The organism is Polynucleobacter sp. HIN6, assembly GCF_030297575.1.
In the GTDB taxonomy this organism is placed as follows: Bacteria; Pseudomonadota; Gammaproteobacteria; order Burkholderiales; family Burkholderiaceae; genus Polynucleobacter.
In genome coordinates this window covers 952,355-974,001 of the sequence record NZ_AP028137.1, presented here as the reverse complement: position 1 = coordinate 974,001, position 21,647 = coordinate 952,355, and the positions used below count along the sequence as shown (strand labels likewise).

Below are 21,647 nucleotides of genomic sequence, written 5' to 3'. Positions count from 1 at the left end.
AAGGGAATTATGCGTACGCTTTATGACAAGTTGTGGGATGAACACGTCGTTCATTCGGAGGAAGATGGCACAGCAACCATCTATATCGATCGACAGTTACTTCATGAGGTGACCAGCCCGCAAGCTTTTGAGGGCCTAAGTCTCGCTGCACGCCCAGTCTGGCGTGTGTCAGCCAACCTCGCGGTCTCGGATCACAATGTCCCAACTACGGATCGTTCCGAAGGAATTGCCGATCCGGTATCGAAGTTGCAAGTGGATACCTTAGATCAAAATTGCGATCGCTTTGGTATTACCCAATACAAGATGAATGACCAACGGCAAGGCATCGTACACGTGATTGGCCCTGAGCAGGGCGCTACCTTGCCTGGGATGACCGTAGTGTGCGGGGATTCGCATACGAGCACGCATGGTGCATTTGGAGCATTGGCCTTTGGGATTGGTACATCCGAGGTTGAGCATGTGCTTGCAACCCAAACCTTGCTCATGAAAAAGAGCAAAAACATGTTGGTGCGGGTTGAGGGTCGCCTGCAACCAGGAAGCACTGCAAAAGACATTATCTTGGCTGTGATTGGCAAGATTGGTACCGCAGGTGGTACCGGTTACACCATTGAGTTTGCAGGTGAAGCCATTCGTCAGCTATCGATGGAAGGGCGCATGACCATTTGCAATATGGCCATTGAAGCCGGTGCGCGTGCTGGCCTAGTGGCGGTCGATGAAACTACCATTGAGTACATTCAAGGTCGACCCTACGCTCCCAAGGGCGAGACTTTGCGTCAAGCCTTGCAATATTGGCGCACCTTGCATTCAGATCCTGGCGCCCATTTTGATCGCGTGGTTGAGTTGCGGGCTGAAGAGATCGCCCCCCAAGTCAGTTGGGGCACCTCCCCAGAAATGGTTCTGCCGATTGGTAGTCGCGTGCCTGATCCAGAGCGCGAGCGTGACCCTGTCAAGCGTCAAGCGATGGAGCGTGCCCTGCAATACATGGGGCTTGAACCCAATTTGCCGCTTGATACGATCTATGTCGATAAAGTATTCATTGGCTCATGCACTAATAGCCGTATTGAGGACTTGCGGGCTGCCGCAAAAGTAGTTGAGCGTTTAGGTAAGAAGGTAGCGGTCAATGTCAAGCAAGCCTTGGTCGTTCCCGGCTCTGGCTTGGTGAAAGCACAAGCAGAGCGCGAAGGTCTTGATCGCGTCTTTAAGGCCGCGGGCTTTGAGTGGCGCGAGCCTGGTTGCTCGATGTGTCTGGCCATGAATGCTGATCGTCTGGAACCTGAGGAGCGCTGTGCCTCAACCTCCAACCGTAATTTTGAGGGGCGTCAGGGGGCGGGTGGCCGAACCCATTTGGTGAGTCCTGCCATGGCAGCCGCAGCAGCAATTGAGGGGCATTTTGTGGATGTGCGCAAGATTGCCTGATCTTTTCTAGAATATGAATATGAACTCTTTGATGCGCTCTGGATTAATGTTTCTATCAGTGATCACGCTAGTGGCCTGCTCCAACACTTGGACAGGCGTTGGTAAGGATTTGCAGGAGATGGGCAAGAAAATGGATCCTCAGGCGAAGCCCGCTGAGACCGCACCTAATCCAGCAAGTACTCCAAGCACAAGTACCAATAACAAAGACGTTACAGTCACACCGGTCAAATAATCATGGATGCATTTACGGTTTACCAGGGACTAGTTGCCCCATTGGATCGCGAGAACGTCGATACCGACGCGATTATTCCTAAGCAGTTTCTGAAGTCAATTAAGAAGACCGGTTTTGGTCAGAACCTCTTTGATGAGTGGCGCTATTTGGATCAGGGTGAGCCTGGTCAAGACTGTTCGAAGCGCCCCCTAAATCCTGACTTTGTCCTAAATCAACCGCGCTACCAAGGGGCTGGTATTTTGCTGGCTCGTAAGAACTTTGGTTGCGGAAGCTCCCGTGAGCATGCGCCATGGGCCTTAGCGCAATACGGATTTCGGGCGATTATTGCCCCAAGTTTTGCCGATATCTTCTTCAATAACTGCTTTAAGAATGGCCTCTTACCCGTCGTTTTATCGGAGCAAGAGGTCGATCATCTATTTAATGAGACCAAGGCGTTCTCAGGCTATCAGCTCACCATTGACCTTGAGAGCCAAGAAGTGATTGCCCCAGATGGGCGTCGCTATCGCTTTGAGGTCACTCCATTTCGGAAGTATTGTTTGCTCAACGGTCTAGACGATATTGGTCTGACCTTACGGCATGCCGATAAAATAAAAGCTTTTGAGGCAGAACGCATATTGCGCATGCCATGGCTTGCGACCCAGCTCCCGTAGACTGACGCATTCCTGGCGCTCAATGGGCTAGCGCCATTACATAAAGGTTCATCATGAAAATTGCTGTTCTCCCGGGCGATGGCATTGGTCCGGAAATTGTTGCGCAAGCCGTAAAAGTTCTAGAAGCGCTCAAGTTGCCTCTCGAGATGGAAACTGCTCCAGTTGGCGGGGCCGCCTATGACGTGGCGGGACATCCCTTACCCCCAGCCACTCTCGATTTAGCCAAAGCAGCCGACGCCATCTTATTTGGAGCGGTGGGCGACTGGAAATACGATACTCTAGCGCGCGAGTTAAGACCCGAGCAAGCGATCTTGGGTTTGCGTAAGCATTTAAGCCTCTTTGCAAACTTCCGTCCAGCGATTTGCTACAAGGAGTTAACCGCCGCCTCGAGCCTAAAACCTGAAATTGTGGGTGGCCTCGATATCTTGATCGTGCGCGAACTCAACGGCGATATCTATTTTGGTTCCCCCAAGGGTATTCGTAATTCCCCTGATGGCCTCTTTACTGGGGCGCGCGAAGGTTTTGACACCATGCGCTATAGCGAACCCGAAATTGAGCGTATTGCACATGTAGCATTTGCAGCGGCACGCAAACGTAATCGCAAAGTGTGTAGTGTGGATAAATCGAATGTGTTGGAGACCTCGCAATTATGGCGCGAGGTCATGACCCGCATTGCCAAGGAATATAGCGATGTAGAGTTAAGTCACATGTATGTGGATAACGCTGCCATGCAATTAGTGCGAGCCCCCAAATCCTTCGACGTGATCGTGACTGGTAACTTGTTTGGAGACATTCTCTCCGATGAAGCTGCCATGCTCACGGGTTCGATTGGGATGCTGCCCTCGGCATCGCTCGATAAGAACAATAAAGGTTTGTATGAGCCCAGCCATGGTTCAGCCCCTGACATTGCTGGAAAGAATATTGCCAATCCCTTGGCAACCATTTTGTCAGCAGCGATGATGTTGCGTTTTTCTCTTAACTTAGCAAATGAAGCAGAGCGGATTGAGAAGGCTGTACAAACCGTTCTGGCTCAAGGCTATCGTACAGCTGATATTGATACCGCTGGAATGAAACGTGTATCTACCTCAGAGATGGGTGATGCCGTGGTTGCAGCTCTTAGTTAATAAATTCTTTAAAAGAACTTGAATATGGCATATACCCCTTTAATTAATCCTGTAGTTGGTTTGGTCGGCTGGCGCGGCATGGTTGGCAGTGTGCTGATGCAACGCATGCAAGACGAGAACGACTTTACTCATATCGAACCTGTCTTCTTTAGCACTAGTAATGCCGGTGGCGAGGTGCCATTGATCAATGGTCAACGCGTTACTAAAAGTGAGACTCGTTTGCAAGATGCCAATGATGTAAAGGCCTTAGCTCGCTGCGATGTGATTTTGACCTGTCAGGGCGGTGATTACACCAAAGCGATCTACCCCCAACTGCGCGCAGCGGGTTGGCAGGGGCATTGGATTGATGCAGCGAGTGCATTGCGGATGGAAAACGACGCAGTGATTGTGTTGGATCCCATTAATCGGCCGGTGATTAATAAGGCGCTGGACTCGGGCGGTAAGAACTGGATTGGTGGTAATTGCACGGTTAGCTTGATGATGCTGGCGATGGGCGGACTTCTCAAAAGCGGTCATGTGGAATGGATCAGTGCCATGACCTATCAAGCAGCATCTGGTGCTGGAGCTGCCAATATGCGCGAGCTTCTCGAACAAATGGGCACTTTGCATCATAGCGTTGCCAGCGAACTCGCTAATCCAGCCTCATGGATCTTGGATATTGATCGCAAGGTAGCGCAGACCATTCGTTCGGCAGAGTTCCCCAAAACCAACTTTCGTAACACTGCATTAGCTGGGAGCCTGATTCCTTGGATTGATGTGCCGGTTGAACACGGTCAGACCAAAGAAGAATGGAAAGCGGGAGCCGAGTGCAACAAGATTATGGGCAATCCGCCATTTCGGTCACCAGGCAGCATTCCCATTGATGGCATTTGTGTGCGTGTTGGCGCGATGCGTTGCCACTCACAGGGCTTAACCGTCAAGTTAAAGAAAGATATTCCGCTCGCTGAGATCGAGAAGATGTTGGCGGCCGATAATCAGTGGGTGAAAGTCGTTCCTAATGAGCGGGAGATCACCGAGCGTGAGCTATCGCCAGCAGCAGTCAGTGGCACCATGACGATTCCAATTGGGCGCTTGCATAAATTAGCCATGGGTCCCGAGTATCTCGGTGCATTCACGGTCGGCGATCAGTTGCTATGGGGTGCCGCTGAACCTCTGCGTCGCATGCTACGCATTCTGCTTAATACCTAAGACAAGATCTATGATGCCTTGGCGTTGCGTTCTGCAAACCCTTTTTAACTGGCTCGTACTGGCCATCGTGATCTTTTTCATGTGGCCGACCGCGCAGGCGGTGACCTTGGGATCGCCCATTATTTTGTCCAAACCTAAGGAGCCATTGCGTGCGGAGATTCCAGTGCGAACCGGTATTGAGGATCGACCCTATCTCGAGTCGCTAGCGATTGATCCGGTTACCAAGGCTGACTATGAGCGCTTGGGGATCTCTACACGCGTTTTGGATTACAAGCCATCCATTACCCTCAAGCGCAATCAGCCCGAGCAATTTCTGATCGTGGTGCAAACCGAAAACCCCATTGAAACCGGGAAGGATCCATTTGTTGACATCATTTTGGGGCTTAAATGGACGAACGGTGGTATTGCCAAGACCTATAGCTTGATGGTCGGCGACGTTAGCCAGGTCACGGTGCGACCGGGCCAAAGTTTGAGTGAGATCGCTTCGCAGATCAGACCGCAATTGGGTAGCGCCGATATGGACGAAGCCTTGCTTGCTTTATACAAAGCCAATCCCGATGCATTTATTGGGGGTAGTATTCATCGCCTAAAAGCTGGCGCACAACTCAATAAGCCCGATGCCACCTTGTTGGGTTCCATTACTCCCGCACAAGCAAAAGAGTTTGCACAAGAGGCAAACCGCGCATGGCTGGAACAGGAGGGCGGATCAGGTCAAAGCGCTGCCTCAAGTCGTGTAGCGAATCAGGCCTTGAACCCGACACCGGGTGTTGGCGAAGATCGCTTGCGCATTGGCCCAGGCGCAGGTAGCGAGGCTGATACGCGGCGTTATGTGGAGGAGATGGTTGCCCAAGAAAAGGCCTTGGCACAAAGCAAGGCACGCGTGGCAGAGCTTGAGAAAAATATTGCTGACCTCCAAAAGCTCTTAGAGGCTCGCAAAGAGGGCGTGAGCCCGAGTGATTCTGCTACACCGAAGTCAGGTATGGATCAATGGGGACCAGCCGTAGTAGGGGTTGGGTTCATTGGTATCACAGCTTTGCTGCTTTGGTCTCTAGCCCGCTACACCCGCCGTGCTGAATCGCATTCTCATGAATCATCCGTTGATGCCAAAGAGACCAAGCTAGCTTCGAGCCCCACAGCGATTCCGCCCAAAGCGGCCGCTATTTTGTCGAGTCTTGACCTCAATTTAGACTCACCTAAGCAGCATGAGGCTGATGCCTTGCGGGTAAAGCTCAATTTGGTGAAGGCTTACATCACGATTGAAGACTTTGTCGCAGCGCGCAAAGCCTTGGAGGAGATTTTGCTGGTGAGTAGTCAGGTTGATCCGCAGATTACCATCGCCGCTCGTGGCATGATGGCACAGATTAATCAACGCAACGATCGTTAAATGATGCGGATTGCTCTAGGCGTGCAATATGACGGCCGCGCCTACTGCGGATGGCAAGTTCAGCCCAATCAACCGACCGTTCAAGCCACCCTTGAATCAGCGATTTGTCAGTTCGTTGGGGACGGACAAGCAGTGCGAGTCACCGCGGCAGGGCGAACCGATACGGGGGTGCATGCCCTTGGGCAAGTGGTGCACTTTGATGCGAAGGTGGAGCGTGAGGATTGGTCATGGGTGAGAGGCATCAATACTTTCTTGCCGCCCGATGTGGTGGTGAACTGGGCAAAGCCTGTCGCCGATGATTTCGATGCACGTTTTAGTGCAAAAGAGCGCACCTATATTTATGCCTTACTGGCTGGGCCAACACGCTCGCCCGTCTTGCATCAGCGCTACGGCTACCAGATGCTGCCAGCCGGTCAATGGTTTGATATTAAGCAAATGCGAACTGCTTCACAGCACTTAGTGGGTGAACATGATTTCTCATCATTTCGGGCGTCGGAGTGTCAGAGTAAAACCCCTGTGAAGCATCTCTATGAATGCGCTATCTTGGATCAACAACCCTTTGTGTATTTCAAGATTAGGGCCAATGCCTTTTTACATCACATGGTGCGCAATATTGTTGGTAGTCTTTTGCATATTGGCCAAGGGCGGCAACCCAGTCACTGGATGAAAACCATCCTTGATGGCAGAAATCGGGACTTAGCAGCGCCAACCTTTGCTCCGGATGGGCTGTACTTGGTAAGGGTGGCCTATCCAGACGAATTTGCCATCCCAGCACCGCATCTGCAAAATGCCAGTTTTCCAAAAGAGCTTATGCTCCAATCTTAACGATGGGCTTACTCACTTTTACCCCTAACCGAACCCGGATCAAGATCTGTGGCTTGCGCACACCCACCGATATTGAGGCGGCGGTGGCGGCTCAGGTCGATGCGGTGGGTTTTGTCTTTTATCCCCAAAGCCCAAGAGCGGTTAGCCCAGAAGATGCTGGCACCCTCATTACCCAATTACCTGCCTCCATGGATGCTGTAGGGTTGGTGGTTAATCCCACCCCCAATCAGATGGAGGAGATTCGGGCGAATGCTGCTATTACTCTATGGCAATTTCATGGGGACGAGACCCCTGAGCAGTGTCGGCGGCTTTCAGGGGGTCTACCCTGGATCAAAGCCGCCCGAATTGGCCAGTCCTTCAATTTCCCAGAATTTTCCCTACAATATGGGGATGCCGCCGGCTTTTTGCTAGATGCACTCGTCGATGGCTACGGCGGTAGTGGTACCGCCTTCAATTGGAACCTAATACCGGACACATGGGCAAACGTAAACGCGCATCGGGTCGTTTTGAGTGGTGGATTGAACTCGCACAACGTTGGCGAGGCGATCGCTCGTCTGCGCCCCTGCGCGGTTGATATCTCGAGCGGAGTCGAGGTTCGTAAAGGGGTAAAAGACCCGGTATTAATCAGGCAGTTTGCGGATGCAGTACGAAGCGCCGATCAAACAAATCCAAGCAGTTATTCCTAACGCTCAGGCGTTAAACCAAGTCGAGGTACCTATGTACGACAAACCAGATGAACGTGGTCACTTTGGCCCCTATGGTGGCATCTTTGTCTCTGAGACATTGATGTATGCCTTAAACGAGCTCAAAGAAGCCTACGCAAAATACCAACATGACCCAGCATTTATTGAGGAGTTTCATTACGAACTCAAACACTTTGTGGGTCGTCCGTCCCCGGTCTACCACGCTAAACGCCTAAGTGAGCAATTGGGTGGGGCGCAGATTTATCTCAAGCGCGAAGATCTGAACCATACCGGAGCTCATAAGATTAACAATGTGATTGGCCAAGCGATGTTGGCTAAGCGCATGGGTAAGCCTCGCATCATTGCCGAAACTGGTGCGGGTCAACACGGCGTGGCAACCGCTACCATTTGTGCTCGCTTTGGTCTGGACTGCACGGTTTATCAAGGCTCTGTCGATGTTGCGCGCCAAGCCCAAAATGTATATCGCATGAAGTTGCTCGGCGCCAAAGTGGTGCCAGTCGAGTCAGGTAGTAAAACGCTCAAAGATGCGCTCAATGAAGCCATGCGCGATTGGGTTACCAATGTGGAAAACACCTTCTACATCATTGGTACAGTCGCCGGCCCTCATCCTTATCCTATGATGGTGCGGGATTTTCAGAGTGTGATTGGAGAAGAGTGCAAAGTCCAAATGCCAGAGATGATTGGTCGCCAGCCCGACTATGTATTAGCGTGCGTGGGTGGTGGATCAAATGCCATGGGCATCTTCTATCCGTATATTGATGTGCCTAACGTACGTTTGGTCGGCGTTGAGGCTGCAGGTCGCGGCATGAGTACCGGTGATCACTCCGCGGCACTATGCGCCGGCAAACCGGGTGTACTCCATGGCAATCGCACCTATCTCTTGCAAGATGAGAACGGTCAGATTGCCGAGACCCATTCAGTGTCCGCTGGTATGGACTACCCCGGTGTTGGACCAGAGCATGCGTGGTTAAAAGATTCGGGTCGAGCAGAGTATGTGGCGATTTCGGATGAGGATGCGTTAAAGGCCTTCCATGACTGCTGCCGCATTGAGGGCATTATTCCTGCACTTGAGTCTTCTCATGCAGTGGCGTATGCCTGCAAATTGGCACCGACCTTAAGTAAAGATAAAGTGATCTTGATTAATCTCTCGGGTCGGGGCGATAAAGACATGCATACCGTTGCTCAAGCAACCGGTTCGGAAGGCTAATTCATGTCAAAGATTGCTGGCGTATTTGCAGATCTCAAGGCCAAAAATAAAAAAGGGCTGATCCCCTTTGTTACAGCGGGCGACCCGCATCCTGATTTAACCGTGGACGTCATGCATGCCTTGGTGAAGGGCGGGGCTGATGTCATTGAGTTGGGCGTTCCTTTCTCAGACCCAATGGCTGATGGCCCTGTGATTCAGCGTTCGTCCGAGCGCGCCCTTGCACAAGGCGTAACACTCAAGCAATGCTTAGCCAATGTGCAGCAGTTTCGACAAAAGAATCAAAACACTCCCGTGGTGTTGATGGGTTACGCCAATCCAGTTGAGCAGATGGGTCACGCGGTATTTGCAAAAGCTGCTAAAGCAGCTGGCGTTGATGGTGTATTGATTGTGGATTATCCACCTGAAGAATGCGAAGAGTTTGCTAAACAAATGCGCAGTGAGAGTATTGATCCAATCTTCTTGTTGGCACCCACCTCAAGTCAAGAACGTATTCATCATGCCGCACAAATTGCAGCGGGTTACATCTATTACGTATCGCTGCGTGGCGTCACCGGTGCAAGTAACTTAAATACGCAAGATGTAGCGAGTGTATTGCCCCTGATTCGGCAAGCGACCTCGATTCCGGTTGCCGTTGGGTTTGGGATTCGGGATGCGGCGAGTGCCAAAGCGGTTTCTAAAACAGCTGATGCAGTCGTGATTGGTAGTCGGATTGTTCAATTACTTGAAGAGGCAAAAAAGGGTGAAGAGTTGGTGGTGCTTGAGCGCTTTATCTACGAAATCCGCCAGGCTTTAGACCACGATTGAAGGTCGTTACAATACCGCTATGAGCTGGATTGACAAAATACTTCCGCCCCAGATCCAACAAAGCGATCCGGCCAGTCGGAAGACCGTCCCCGAGGGTTTATGGGTCAAATGTGGCGGGTGCGATGCGGTTCTTTACAGCAGCGATATTGAAGCCAATCTTTCGGTTTGCCCAAAGTGCTCCCACCATATGCGCATCAATGCGCGCAAACGCCTTGATCATTTATTGGATCCTAAGCCTCGCGTTGAAATTGGTGAATCGGTGTATCCGGTTGATGCTCTCAAGTTCAAAGACAGCAAAAAATACCCAGATCGTTTAAAGCAAGCCAGTGATGCATCGGGTGAGTCCGAAGCCCTAGTAGTAATTGCTGGCAAGATTGAATCCATTCCTGCAGTGGTGGCGTGTTTTGAGTTTGAGTACATGGGTGGCTCGATGGGCTCGGTAGTGGGTGAGCGCTTTGTGCGGGGTGTTCAAGAGGCCATCCAGAAAAAATGCGCCTTCATTTGCATTACTGCAACTGGCGGAGCGCGCATGCAGGAGAGCTTGTTATCACTCCTGCAAATGGCCAAAACAAACTCGATGCTAACTAAGCTCTCGCAAGCGGGCTTGCCCTACATTAGCGTTTTAACCGATCCTACGATGGGCGGCATCTCAGCCAGTTTTGCATTCATGGGCGATGTGGTGATGGCTGAACCTAAGGCCTTGATTGGCTTTGCCGGTCCGCGCGTGATTGAGCAAACCGTGCGTGAGAAATTACCCGAAGGATTTCAGCGTTCCGAGTTTCTGATGCAAAAGGGCGGTATCGACATGATTGTGGACCGTCGTCAGATGCGTGCCGAACTCGCAAAATTACTCGCCTTATTGCAAAAGATCCCGGCTGAGAAGCTACCAAAGCAATTGCTGCAAACTAATAGTTCGAGCTAAGTCGTGCTTGAACCCCAGCAGAGCCAACCAATTCTATTTTCAAACCTAGACGAGTGGTTATCCCACTTGGAGACTGCACATCCAGTAGGAATCGATATGGGACTTGGCCGTATTACCCGGGTCAAGGAATCGCTGGGACTGAAGTTTCCATGCCCCGTGATTACGGTGGGCGGAACGAATGGCAAAGGATCCACTTGTGCATTTCTAGAAAGCATTTTGTTAGCCGCCGGATATAAAGTGGCGTGTCATACATCACCCCATCTCTTGCGATTTAACGAGCGCGCCAGAATTAATGGGGCTGATGTCGGTGATGCTGATTTACTAAACGCCTTTGAGCGAGTTGAACAGGCGCGTTGTCGATTGAGTGATCCACCAACCCTCACATATTTTGAGTTCACCACTTTAGCAATCATGGATCTATTTGCCAATGCGAAGGTTGATGCTGCGATCTTAGAGGTCGGGATGGGCGGGCGACTCGATGCGGTCAATATTGTCGATGCGGATTGCGCGATTGTGACCAGTATTGATTTGGATCACATGGCTTATTTAGGTAATACCCGTGAGGCGATCGCTTTTGAGAAAGCAGGTATCTTCCGACCCAAGGCGATTGCAATCTGCGGTGATCCGATGCCTCCCACGTCTTTGATCAATCATGCTAAGGAGATTGGTGCTGACCTCTACCTGATGGGCAAGGATTATTCATTTACGGGCGATCAACAGCAATGGGGTTGGTCGGGACGGGGTAAGCGCTTTAGTGGTCTTGGCTATCCTGCATTACGGGGTGTTAATCAACTTCTCAATGCTTCAGCAGTAATTGCTGCATTGATGGCCTTGCATGATCGATTACCGGTTAGCGCTCAGGATATTCGGAATGGCTTAGCGCTGGTGGAGTTACCTGGACGCTTTCAGGTTCTGCCAGGCAGGCCCACCGTGGTATTGGATGTTGCCCATAATCCGCATGCGGCAGCGACCTTGGCTCAAAGTATTGAAGCTATGGCATATCACCCATACACCTATGCCGTGTTCGGGGCAATGGCCGATAAAGACATTGAAGGTGTACTCAAACCAATGTTAGATATCGTTGATTATTGGTATTGCACCGATTTACCAACGCCAAGAGCTGCCTCAGCGCACGATCTTGTAAAACGCTTGCAGGCTTTCAACAAAGAAGCCTTAGTGTTCCCAAATCCAGGAGCTGCCTATCAAGCGGCATTGGATAAAGCAGGTGAGGGTGATAGAATTACAGTCTTCGGATCCTTCTATACCGTTGCAGGCGTAATGGCTTATCGAAATAACCAGGCACATTGATCCATGACCTTCTTATCGAATCTGTTTCGACGCAAGCCTGCCCCCCAAAAAATTGAGCCCCTGGCTCGCCGCACCCTTCCAAAGCGCGCAAAGTCTGCTGAAGATAATGGAGAAGACCTTGCGCTGACCGAGGACCCTGAAAAGCAACGTGCCCGCCATCGCCTGATTGGTGCAGCCACACTGGTATTGATTGCAGTGATTGCCTTGCCGCAGATTTTGGATCAACAACCCAAACCAGTCGCTAATGACATCACGGTGCAAATTGTGAGTAACTTGCCTAATCCTGCAGCTGGTGTGCTCAATGCCGAACCTGATAAAAAACCACCGGTGGAAGTGAAAGCAGAACCAAAACCTGAGCTTGCGCCAGCAGCCCCTGCGAGCCCTCCGGTGGCAGCGCAAAAACCAGCTAGCCCAGCCCCAGCAACTTCGAATCCCCCAAATAAAAGTTTAGGTTTAGCACCGGGTGAAGAGTTGGTGAGCACCAGTAAAGAGCCTGCTGGCGCAGCTGATGCCAAGGTAGCAGCCAACGGCAAGTTTGTGATTCAGATTGGGGCCTTTGCTTCTGAGGAGCGTGCCAATGGTTGGGTTGCTAAGTTAAAAGAGAACAAGATTCCGTATTACGTTCTGACTCGCAATAACGCGGAGGGCGTCAAGCTCTATTTGCTAAGAGCTGGCCCGTTTACTGAGCGCGAGGCGGCAGAGTCGGCCGAGAAACGAATCCGCTCCCTTGGCTTAAGCCCTCGCATCGTTGAGCTGAACAAGAGTTAATCATGCAGTCACTCGGCGCCATCCAACTAACAACCTTAGATTACTTTGCGATTGGCATCTTGATAGTTTCAGCAGTGATTGGCTTGTGGCGCGGTTTTTTTCGGGAAATCATTGCGCTCGCATCTTGGTTTGCTGCTGCGTGGCTCGCTTATCATTTCTGTAATTATTTGGCGACCGAATGGCTCTCGGCATTTATCCCCAATGAGACCGCGCGCTTAGCCGCTGCTTTCCTACTCATCTTTGTTGCCGTCCTCATTGCCGCTGGGTTATTGGCTCGCGCCTTTCAGTCCTTACTCTCGAGCGCTGGGCTTACCTTGGTTGATCGTTTCTTTGGATTATTGTTTGGTTTTGTACGGGGCGCCTTAGTACTGGTTGTATTAAGTACGCTGGGGGCGCTCACTGGTGCGCAGGAGACGCAGGCATGGCAAGCTTCTGCAATTCGGCCAGTGCTTGAACAGGGAACGGGCCTAATCCGTTCATGGTTGCCTGAAAACTGGGCAAAGCAGTTAAATGCAATTTCAATGACCGATCGTTCCCGATCGGCAGGGGGCTAACTATGTGTGGTGTTGTCGGAACGATTTCGCATCGACCTGTAAATCAACTCTTATATGACGCCTTGCTCCTGCTGCAACATCGCGGCCAGGACGCAGCCGGGATTGCCACCATGAACGGTAATTCATTTGCGATGCATAAGGCCAATGGCTTGGTGCGCGATGTATTTCGCACTCGCAATATGCGCAGTCTCGTTGGCAATGCAGGCATCGGCCAAGTGCGCTATCCCACTGCTGGTTCGGCGAGCAGTGAAGAGGAGGCGCAACCGTTTTATGTCAGCGCACCCTTTGGCATTATCTTGGCGCACAACGGCAACCTAACCAATGCCCCGATGCTACGCAGTGAAATGGCTTATCGTGATCGCCGCCATATTAATACTAGCTCCGATACCGAGGTCTTACTCAATGTCCTCGCTGATGAGTTACAAAAAGAGACCAACAGTGCTGCCTTGGATGATGACTCGATCTTTAAAGCCGTCGCAGGCCTTAACAAACGGGTGAAGGGATCCTACGCAGTGGTGTCTCTCATTGCTGGATTTGGTTTGTTAGCATTTCGGGATCCTTTTGGGATTCGTCCTTTATGCATCGGTAAGGTCGATACACCCGATGGGCCGGAATGGATGTTGGCTTCCGAGTCGGTTGCGCTGGAAGGATTGGGCTACACCTTCGTGCGGGATGTGGCGCCGGGTGAGGCGATCTACATTGATCTCGATGGAAACTTTCATACGCGGCAGTGCGCACCCAATGCTAGTCTTAATCCATGTATTTTTGAGTATGTCTACTTGGCTCGTCCCGATTCAACCATTGATGGCGTGACCGTGTACAACGTTCGCATGCGCATGGGTGACTACTTGGCCGAGAAGATTCGGGCGGAGACCGACGTTAGCAAGATTGATGTGGTGATGCCAATCCCAGACTCCAGTCGACCTGCAGCACTTCAAGTGGCAAAACGCTTAGGCATCTCCTATCGTGAAGGATTTTTTAAGAATCGCTACATCGGTCGTACCTTCATCATGCCTGGTCAAGCGGTACGCAAAAAGTCTGTGCGTCAGAAGTTAAATGCGATGCGGATTGAGTTTAAGGATAAGACCGTCTTAATTGTCGATGATTCGATTGTGCGCGGCACCACCTCGTATGAGATCGTGCAGATGGCGCGTGAGTCAGGAGCCAAGAAGGTGATCTTTGCATCTGCTGCACCGCCAGTGCGCTTTCCCAATGTCTACGGCATTGATATGCCAACCCGCAGTGAGCTGGTCGCGTATGGCCGCACCCATGACGAAATCAATGATCTCATCGGAGCCGATCAGCTGATTTATCAAAGCGTTGAGGATATGAAAAAAGCGGTTCAAGACATTAATCCCAATATCAAAAATTTTGAGGCATCGTGCTTTGATGGCCATTACATTACGGGCGATATCACCGAGGCTTATTTGGATGCACTCGAGGCAGCACGCAATATTGCAAATAAGGAAGAGGATCGCAAGAGCGACCCCAGTGACTTTACGCGCTCACAACTGCATTTGCATCTAGCTAACGGAGACTAAACAACAGTCGTGGCATTTGCAGCATGCTCTGCGTGACAGCCCGTCATTTACCTGTCAAACTTGATCTGTTATGAAAAAATCCATACGGCCTAAACCTAATCTCAAAACCTTGGCACCTGAGACCCTAGCGGTTCGAGCTGGTACTCGTCGTTCAAGCGATTATCAGGAGCACTCGGAGGCGATGTTCTTGACCTCCAGCTTTTGTTTTAACTCAGCCGAAGAGGCAGAGCATGGCTTTGCCCATGCCGATCAAGGATTTATCTATTCACGGTTTACCAATCCAACGGTCAGCATGTTTCAGGACCGTCTCGCGGCACTCGAAGGTGGCGAGGCATGCATTGCCACATCCTCTGGAATGGCCGCCATTTTGACCACGGCGATGGCGCATCTGCAAGCAGGTGATCATGTGGTGTGCTCAAAATCCGTGTTTGGTGCAACCACCCAGCTGTTCTCATCAATTCTGAGTCGCTTTGGCATTACGACAAGCTATGTGGCTATTAATGATCTAAAGGCATGGCAAGCAGCGGTGCAAAGTAATACCAAGCTCTTTTATCTAGAGACTCCGTCCAATCCCTTAACCGAGATTGCGGATATTGCGGGAATTGCGAAGATTGCTAAGAAAGCCAAAGCGCTATTGGTAGTGGATAACTGTTTTTGTACCCCGGCCTTACAAAAGCCTTTGGCGCTCGGTGCAGATGTGGTGATTCATTCAGCGACCAAGTATCTTGATGGGCAAGGGCGGGTCGTCGGCGGGGCAATTGTGGGTAGTCGTGATTTCGTCATGGGTAAAGTATTTCCTTTTGTTCGTACCGCGGGCCCCACACTCTCCGCGTTTAATGCTTGGGTGTTTCTAAAAGGGCTGGAGACCTTAGAGCTGAGAATGCAAGCGCAAAGTGCGAATGCTCTAGCATTGGCGCAGTGGTTAGAGAAACAAATTGGAGTCGAGCGCGTGTATCACCCGGGCCTAAAGAGTCATCCGCAGCATGCCTTGGCAAAGCGCCAGCAAAAAGCAGGTGGCCCGATTGTGTCATTTGTTCTGAAGGGTGGCAAGAAAGCGGCGTATAAGCTCATTAATCAAACACGTTTATGCTCCATCACAGCAAACCTTGGCGATACGCGTACTACGATTACGCATCCAGCCAGTACGACCCATGCTCGTATTACACCGCAAGCACGTAAAGACGCCGGCATTGTTGATGGTCTAGTCCGGATTGCCGTTGGCCTTGAGAACATTGACGATCTCAAGCGCGACCTATCGGCTGGATTAAAGAAGTAATTAAGTAACACCAACAAAACGTCGCGGGTCGTTAATTGGGCGCAGCGGCATGATATGAATCAGCTTGCAATCGAGCTCGAGATACACCTGCGCATCTCGTCCCAAACCTAAACGCTTCACTTCTGCAGCAGAAGCTTCCCATGTTAAGAGTTCATTCAAACCATCGATCGAGAACTCAATGAGCGCAATCTGACCCAAAGCACTGATGGCGTTAACGCGACACGGAATGCGATGGCTGTCTGGGCTGATGTGCACACTGAGCCCCTCTTGAGGAATCACCCATGCTACTTGAGCATTGGGTGGAATGCGACCTTTATCAATCACTTGAAAGGTCCAGGGGCTTGAACCCCACGACAGAGTGCCACCATTAAACACCCCATGAAAGAGATTGGGGATGCCAACGAGCTGGGCAACACGTGCATTGCGGGGCTTAGTAAATAAGGATTGTGGGTTTGCGGTTTGTAAACCCACGCCGTGATCGAGCACGGTGATGCGGTCGGCTAATAAATGGGCCTCACGCAGATCGTGCGTGACCAAGATGATGGGGATGTTGAGTTGCTTGCGAAGCTCAGCCAGCGTTTGATACAGTTTCTGGCGAGTCGGTATATCGATTGCTGAGAAAGGCTCATCGAGCAAAAGCATCTTGGGTGAACGTGCTAAGGCGCGCGCCAGAGCAACACGTTGTTGCTGCCCACCCGATAACTGTTTGGGTAAGCGCTCTCCAAGTTCGCCAATATTGAGTTCATCGAGCCAACGCTGAGCTTCAGCCCTACGCTTTTGTGGATCGCTGATGGCGTTGTAAAGCGCCATACATACGTTATCGAGGGCGCTGAGATGGGGAAAAAGAGCGTATTGTTGGAATAAGAATCCGCATGAGCGTTGATTGGGTGGCAAGATGATCATAGGCCCACGGGCCGGATCACGATTGAGCCAGACCTGATGATCGCATTCAATGTAAGCAAACTCCGGATGGTGAAGGCCGGCAATGGAGCGCAAGATACTGGTCTTGCCGCTGCCCGAGGGGCCCACTAAGGCATGAACTTCACCGGCATCAATCTCTAGCTGAATCGACAGGGGGTTGGGAAGCGTTTGCTGAAGATGAACCTTAAGCACGGCGCGCCCCAGCAGTATTGCGACCAAAGACTCCATAGGAAATAGCAATGGCAACAAGCGAGATCAACAACAGGATCACAGAAAGAGCACCGGCTCCTGCGCTATCAAACGTCTGCACCTTGTCGTAAATTGCGATCGATGCAGTTTTGGTTTCTCCAGGAATGGCGCCCCCCACCATAAGGACCACTCCAAACTCACCCAAGGTATGGGCAAAGGTCATCGCCGCACCACTAAGGATGCCTGGCCAGGCCAAGGGCAGCTCAATGAAGCGAAAGCGCTGCCAAGTACTAAGTCCACTGACCTTGGCTGCTTCCTTAATCTCTGTGGGGATCGCTTCGTAGGCCCGTTGGATGGGTTGGATTGCAAACGGTAGATTGACGATGATGGAGGCAATTAAGAGACCAGTGAATGAGAACACCAGGGGTTCCCCAAAGAGACTTTTGCCAGCAAACGCCACGATAAAGTAGTAACCCAAGACCGTGGGCGGCAAGACCAAGGGTAGGGCGAGTGCGGCTTCGGCCCAGGATTTCCAGGGGCCAGCTTGGGCTAACTGATAGCCAAGCCAGATCCCAATGGGGATTAAGACCACCAAGGTCCAAAAGGCTAACTGTAAGGACAGGAAAATTGCTTGGGTATCTAACAATTAATTATTTAAATCAGTTGCTTATAAAATGTTTCTAGAATGAATCTGGGTATTGATTTTTACCAAGTCTCTATTCTAGTCGGATCGAATCAGGGTAACTCTGTATATTTATTTAGACAAATATTCGGTGTAATATGCGCAATTACGCATATTTATGTCAAGTCCATTACCTCAAACTAAAAACTCTGTAGCCCAGGGCTTTGCGGATGGCTTGTCTAAAAAACATTTATCCCCGGAACAAATGGAAACCCTTTTTAAAGAGGTCTCTGCGTTCTTTGCGGTTCTTGCTGAGCCATCCCGTCTGCGCATCATGTATGCATTATGCGAGGGTGAAAAATCCGTTAGTGAGGTGATTGAGTTCTCGAAATCGAGTCAAGCGAATGTATCGCGACATTTAGGCACCCTCCATCAGGCTGGAATATTGGCGCGTCGTAAGGTTGGCACCACGGTTTATTACTCGATCTGCGACGACGCCACGCTTGAAATCTGTCAACGCGTTTGTGGCCGCGTTATGAATGAATTGTCTTGATTAAGTCTGATGAATTTTTGTTTAACCATCTAATCCTTAATGAATATGAGTGAACGAACCAAAACCACGCAATCTCTGGGTAATCCGAATCTCATTCGGAAGGCACCCGAGAACTTTCTGTCGCAAGAGACAATCGCTGAAATCAACCAACATGGCGCTGATGAGACCCGCCGCGGATTTCTGCGCAAGAGTTTCATGGCGGCCCTTGGTGGTGTAGGCGCTGCAGGAAGCGGCTTGGCCCTTGCTAATCCCCAGGGCGACCCAGCGATTCTGGAGAAGCAAATTTGGCAAACGACTCTCGGTAAGAATGTGGCTACCGAGCCCTATGGCACCCCATCCATTTATGAAAAGAACTTAATCCGTCGCGAGTCACCGGGATTAACCCGCGTATCGGCGGCATCCGTGGCGTTTACACCACTGCAAGGACTGTTTGGCATCATTACGCCCAACGGCTTGCACTTCGAGCGCCACCATCAGGGTTGGTACAACATTGATCCCAATAAGCATCGCTTGATGATTAATGGCCTCGTGAAGAATGAAAAAGTGTTCACGATGAACGACCTCTTACGATTGCCATCGGTATCACGCATTCACTTTATCGAGTGCGGTGCCAACACCGGTTTAGAGTGGGGCAATGTGGCTGTACCAACCGTGCAATATACCCATGGCATGCTCTCATGCTGCGAGTTCACGGGCGTACCACTATCAACGCTTCTCGATATCTGTGGCGCCGATCTAAAGAAGGGCAAGTACATTTTGGCCGAAGGTGGCGATGGTTCAGGTATGACCCGCACCATCTCCATGGAAATGGCGTTGGACGATGTCATCGTTGCTTGGGGCATGAATGGTGAGATGTTGCGCCCAGAAAATGGCTTCCCACTCCGCTTGGTCGTGCCAGGTGTGCAGGGCGTCAGTTGGGTGAAGTGGTTACGACGTCTTGAGGTGGGTGATATGAAATACGCCACCAAGGATGAGGCAATTCACTATATTGATTTGATGCCAGATGGCTTGCATCGTCAATACACTTCAATTCAGGAATGCAAATCCGTCATCACTACACCATCAGGTGGTCAGCAACTCTTTGATAAGGGTTACTACAACGTAAGTGGTTTGGCGTGGTCTGGTCGTGGCAAGATCAAGCGCGTGGATGTCTCGTTTGATGGTGGCAATAATTGGCGCACTGCACGACTTGAGACCCCTATCTTAACGAAGGCTCTTACGCGCTTTAACATCGATTGGGTTTGGGATGGCTCGCCCACCATCATGCAATCGCGTGCGATCGATGACACGGGTTATGTGCAACCCACCATTCGTCAATTACGAGCCGTGCGTGGTACGCGCTCCATCTATCACAACAATGCAATTCAATCGTGGAAGGTTGATACCAATGGCGAGGTCAGCAATGTTCAAGTCGGCTAATGTTTTGATGAAACCTATTCTTGCGAGCGCGGTAGTTGCTACTGTTATTTTCTCAAGCGGTGCTGTGCATGCGCAATCTGCTCAAGCGACTCCAGCAGTAAGCAAACCAAAACCCTATATGAATATGGGACGTAATGCGACCCCTGCAGAAGTAGCAGCCTGGGACATTGATGTGCGCCCTGACTTTAAGGGCTTACCACCTGGATCTGGCTCAGTATCCAAGGGGCAGGGTATTTGGGAGCAAAAATGTGCGAGCTGCCATGGCACATTCGGCGAATCCAACGAGGTCTTTACGCCAATTGCCGGTGGAACCACAAAGGATGATGTTAAAACCGGCCGTGTTGCTTCATTAACGAGTGAGAAGCAACCGCAGCGAACCACGATTATGAAGGTGGCCACGATTTCAACTTTGTGGGATTATGTTTATCGTGCCATGCCATGGAATGCGCCGCGCACACTGACGGTTGACGAGACCTATGCGCTAGTTGCTTTCATGCTCAACTTGAGTGAAGTGGTTCCGGATGACTTTGTACTATCGAACAAAAATATTGCGCAAGTGCAAGGCATGATGCCTAATCGCAATGGCATGACCCAGAAACACGGTTTATGGACCGTGAAGGGTACACCCGATGTGAAGAATACAGCTTGTATGAGCAATTGCGCCCAACACGTTGCGATTGGATCGGTCTTACCTGACTATGCTCGCAATGCGCACAATAACCTGGCAGAGCAAAACCGAGAGTATGGTCCGTATCGCGGAGTTGATACCACCAAACCACCTTTATCTGCTTTGCCAGCGGCCGGCATGATGATGGTATCGACTGCAAGTGCTGCGGCACCGAAAGCGGCGGGTCCTGCGGATTTATTCAAGAAAGAAAATTGCTCGGCTTGCCACGCACCTGCAGCGAAATTAGTAGGCCCATCGATTGCGGATGTTGCCAATAAGTACAAAGGCGTTGCGAATGCGCAAGCGATACTTGAGAAGAAGGTGAAGGCGGGTGGTGCGGGAGTCTGGGGTGCAATTCCAATGCCCGCTCAACCACAACTCTCGGATGCCGACAATAAGACTTTGGTGCAGTGGATGTTAAACGGCGGCAAATAAGATTAGTTAACACTTGAAATAAAGGAACAATATGAAAGTTCGTAATTTAGTTGGAAAAATGGCAGTGCTTAGTTCGGCGGCTCTATTCGCAGGTGCGGTCTATGCCTCCCCAGGAGAGCTCTTTAAAAAGAATGGCTGCGCCGCATGCCATGCTCCAGCTGCCAAAATGGTTGGCCCCTCATTGGCAGATATTGCTAATAAATACAAAGGTCAAGCCGACGCCCAAGCGAAGTTAGAGAAGAAGGTCAAGGCCGGAGGATCAGGTGTTTGGGGTCCAATTCCAATGCCTGCTCAAGCGCAGTTATCGGATGCTGATAACAAAGCGATCGTGCAGTGGATCTTGAGTGGAGCAAAATAAGCATTTCGTCAGAAATTAGGGGTTATTACTAACGAAGGTAACACCCCATCGGCTTTATAGTTTTAGGTAAGCAACAACGAATGAGTAGCAGTTGATAACAAGGAGTTTTTATGGATATGCAACGACGTGATGTACTGAAATACTCAGCCATCTTTGGTTTGATGGCTTCAGCCGGTTTGATTACTCCCGCACAGGCGCAAGAGTGGAACAAAGCCGCCTTTGAAGGTAAAACTTTGGATGATGTGTTCAAAGTGCTAGGTGCTGGTAAGCCAGAGACCTCGGCAGCAATTACCATGATCGCACCCGATATTGCCGAGAACGGCGCCGTGGTTCCTGTTGGCATTAACACCACCCTCAAGGCCCAGCAAATGGCAATTTTGGTGGATAAGAACCCCAGCGCGCTTGCTGCTCAGTTCTTCATTCCAGCCGGTACCGAGCCATTTGTTACAACTCGTATCAAGATGGGTCAAACCTCCAATGTCTACGCTTTAGTAAAAGCCGATAACAAGTGGAGTGTGGCCGTGAAAGAAGTGAAAGTAACCCTCGGTGGTTGCGGCGGTTAATGATTAAGCCGAATAGT

23 protein-coding genes are annotated in these 21,647 nt (G+C 50.8%); 21 read left to right on the top strand and 2 right to left on the bottom strand.

Annotated features, from left to right (window positions below; genetic code table 11):
* The first annotated feature begins 6 nt into the window (after positions 1-6).
* The 16 genes from leuC (at position 7) to QUE66_RS04975 (ending at position 15,903) form a co-directional block, all read left to right on the top strand.
* The gene (leuC, locus tag QUE66_RS05050; RefSeq protein WP_286224736.1) at positions 7-1,416 is read left to right on the top strand and encodes a 3-isopropylmalate dehydratase large subunit; all 1,410 of its coding nucleotides are present in this window, start codon (positions 7-9) and stop codon (positions 1,414-1,416) included.
* Between the two features lie 19 nt (positions 1,417-1,435).
* Positions 1,436-1,648 carry a hypothetical protein gene (locus QUE66_RS05045; RefSeq protein WP_286223000.1) on the top strand — a complete coding sequence of 71 codons (213 nt, stop codon included), beginning with the start codon at positions 1,436-1,438 and terminating at the stop codon, positions 1,646-1,648.
* Positions 1,649-1,650: 2 nt separating this feature from the next.
* Positions 1,651-2,298, top strand: a complete 648-nt coding sequence (gene leuD, locus QUE66_RS05040; protein ID WP_286222999.1) for a 3-isopropylmalate dehydratase small subunit — start codon at positions 1,651-1,653, stop codon at positions 2,296-2,298.
* A gap of 53 nt (positions 2,299-2,351) precedes the next feature.
* A complete protein-coding gene (gene leuB, locus QUE66_RS05035) occupies positions 2,352-3,422 on the top strand; it encodes a 3-isopropylmalate dehydrogenase (protein WP_286222998.1) in 1,071 nt (356 codons plus the stop codon).
* A gap of 24 nt (positions 3,423-3,446) precedes the next feature.
* Complete coding sequence (asd, locus tag QUE66_RS05030; protein WP_286222997.1) at positions 3,447-4,610, top strand: aspartate-semialdehyde dehydrogenase; 1,164 nt, start codon at positions 3,447-3,449, stop codon at positions 4,608-4,610.
* A gap of 10 nt (positions 4,611-4,620) precedes the next feature.
* Positions 4,621-5,994 carry a FimV/HubP family polar landmark protein gene (locus QUE66_RS05025; RefSeq protein WP_286222996.1) on the top strand — a complete coding sequence of 458 codons (1,374 nt, stop codon included), beginning with the start codon at positions 4,621-4,623 and terminating at the stop codon, positions 5,992-5,994.
* Positions 5,995-5,997: 3 nt separating this feature from the next.
* Complete coding sequence (gene truA / locus QUE66_RS05020) at positions 5,998-6,819, top strand: tRNA pseudouridine(38-40) synthase TruA (RefSeq protein WP_458574887.1); 822 nt, start codon at positions 5,998-6,000, stop codon at positions 6,817-6,819.
* 2 nt (positions 6,820-6,821) lie between these two features.
* Entirely contained in the window at positions 6,822-7,505 is a 684-nt protein-coding gene (locus tag QUE66_RS05015; RefSeq protein WP_286222994.1) for a phosphoribosylanthranilate isomerase, read from the top strand.
* 31 nt (positions 7,506-7,536) lie between these two features.
* A complete protein-coding gene (trpB, locus tag QUE66_RS05010) occupies positions 7,537-8,730 on the top strand; it encodes a tryptophan synthase subunit beta (RefSeq protein ID WP_286222993.1) in 1,194 nt (397 codons plus the stop codon).
* Between the two features lie 3 nt (positions 8,731-8,733).
* The gene (trpA, locus tag QUE66_RS05005) at positions 8,734-9,534 is read left to right on the top strand and encodes a tryptophan synthase subunit alpha (RefSeq protein ID WP_286222992.1); all 801 of its coding nucleotides are present in this window, start codon (positions 8,734-8,736) and stop codon (positions 9,532-9,534) included.
* Between the two features lie 19 nt (positions 9,535-9,553).
* Positions 9,554-10,456, top strand: a complete 903-nt coding sequence (gene accD / locus QUE66_RS05000; RefSeq protein ID WP_286222991.1) for an acetyl-CoA carboxylase, carboxyltransferase subunit beta — start codon at positions 9,554-9,556, stop codon at positions 10,454-10,456.
* 3 nt (positions 10,457-10,459) lie between these two features.
* The gene (gene folC, locus QUE66_RS04995) at positions 10,460-11,764 is read left to right on the top strand and encodes a bifunctional tetrahydrofolate synthase/dihydrofolate synthase (protein WP_286222990.1); all 1,305 of its coding nucleotides are present in this window, start codon (positions 10,460-10,462) and stop codon (positions 11,762-11,764) included.
* Positions 11,765-11,767: 3 nt separating this feature from the next.
* Complete coding sequence (locus tag QUE66_RS04990) at positions 11,768-12,532, top strand: SPOR domain-containing protein (RefSeq protein ID WP_286222989.1); 765 nt, start codon at positions 11,768-11,770, stop codon at positions 12,530-12,532.
* A gap of 2 nt (positions 12,533-12,534) precedes the next feature.
* Positions 12,535-13,086 (top strand): CvpA family protein, encoded by a 552-nt coding sequence (locus tag QUE66_RS04985; RefSeq protein WP_286222988.1) that lies wholly within the window; start codon positions 12,535-12,537, stop codon positions 13,084-13,086.
* Positions 13,087-13,088: 2 nt separating this feature from the next.
* Positions 13,089-14,627, top strand: a complete 1,539-nt coding sequence (purF, locus tag QUE66_RS04980) for an amidophosphoribosyltransferase (protein ID WP_286222987.1) — start codon at positions 13,089-13,091, stop codon at positions 14,625-14,627.
* 70 nt (positions 14,628-14,697) lie between these two features.
* Positions 14,698-15,903 carry an O-succinylhomoserine sulfhydrylase gene (locus QUE66_RS04975; RefSeq protein ID WP_286222986.1) on the top strand — a complete coding sequence of 402 codons (1,206 nt, stop codon included), beginning with the start codon at positions 14,698-14,700 and terminating at the stop codon, positions 15,901-15,903.
* Here the strand turns inward: QUE66_RS04975 and QUE66_RS04970 are convergent, their stop codons facing one another.
* On the bottom strand, positions 15,904-17,052 hold the full coding sequence (locus QUE66_RS04970; protein ID WP_286222985.1) for an ABC transporter ATP-binding protein: 1,149 nt from the start codon (positions 17,050-17,052) through the stop codon (positions 15,904-15,906).
* Complete coding sequence (modB, locus tag QUE66_RS04965) at positions 17,009-17,659, bottom strand: molybdate ABC transporter permease subunit (RefSeq protein ID WP_286222984.1); 651 nt, start codon at positions 17,657-17,659, stop codon at positions 17,009-17,011. Before modB ends, QUE66_RS04970 begins: the two co-directional genes overlap by 44 nt.
* Positions 17,660-17,813: 154 nt before the next feature.
* Here modB and QUE66_RS04960 point away from each other — a divergent pair, with 154 nt between their 5' ends.
* From QUE66_RS04960 to soxY, 5 genes are all read left to right on the top strand, one after another.
* Positions 17,814-18,188, top strand: coding sequence for an ArsR/SmtB family transcription factor (locus QUE66_RS04960; RefSeq protein WP_286222983.1), 375 nt, complete (start codon positions 17,814-17,816; stop codon positions 18,186-18,188).
* Positions 18,189-18,233: 45 nt separating this feature from the next.
* Positions 18,234-19,607 carry a sulfite dehydrogenase gene (soxC, locus tag QUE66_RS04955; RefSeq protein WP_286222982.1) on the top strand — a complete coding sequence of 458 codons (1,374 nt, stop codon included), beginning with the start codon at positions 18,234-18,236 and terminating at the stop codon, positions 19,605-19,607.
* Between the two features lie 7 nt (positions 19,608-19,614).
* Positions 19,615-20,709: a c-type cytochrome gene (locus QUE66_RS04950; RefSeq protein WP_286222981.1), complete on the top strand. Its 1,095-nt coding sequence runs from the start codon at positions 19,615-19,617 to the stop codon at positions 20,707-20,709.
* Between the two features lie 31 nt (positions 20,710-20,740).
* Positions 20,741-21,067, top strand: coding sequence for a c-type cytochrome (locus QUE66_RS04945; RefSeq protein WP_286222980.1), 327 nt, complete (start codon positions 20,741-20,743; stop codon positions 21,065-21,067).
* A 110-nt stretch (positions 21,068-21,177) separates the two neighbouring features.
* Positions 21,178-21,630 carry a thiosulfate oxidation carrier protein SoxY gene (gene soxY / locus QUE66_RS04940; protein ID WP_108508443.1) on the top strand — a complete coding sequence of 151 codons (453 nt, stop codon included), beginning with the start codon at positions 21,178-21,180 and terminating at the stop codon, positions 21,628-21,630.
* Positions 21,631-21,647 lie beyond the last annotated feature (17 nt).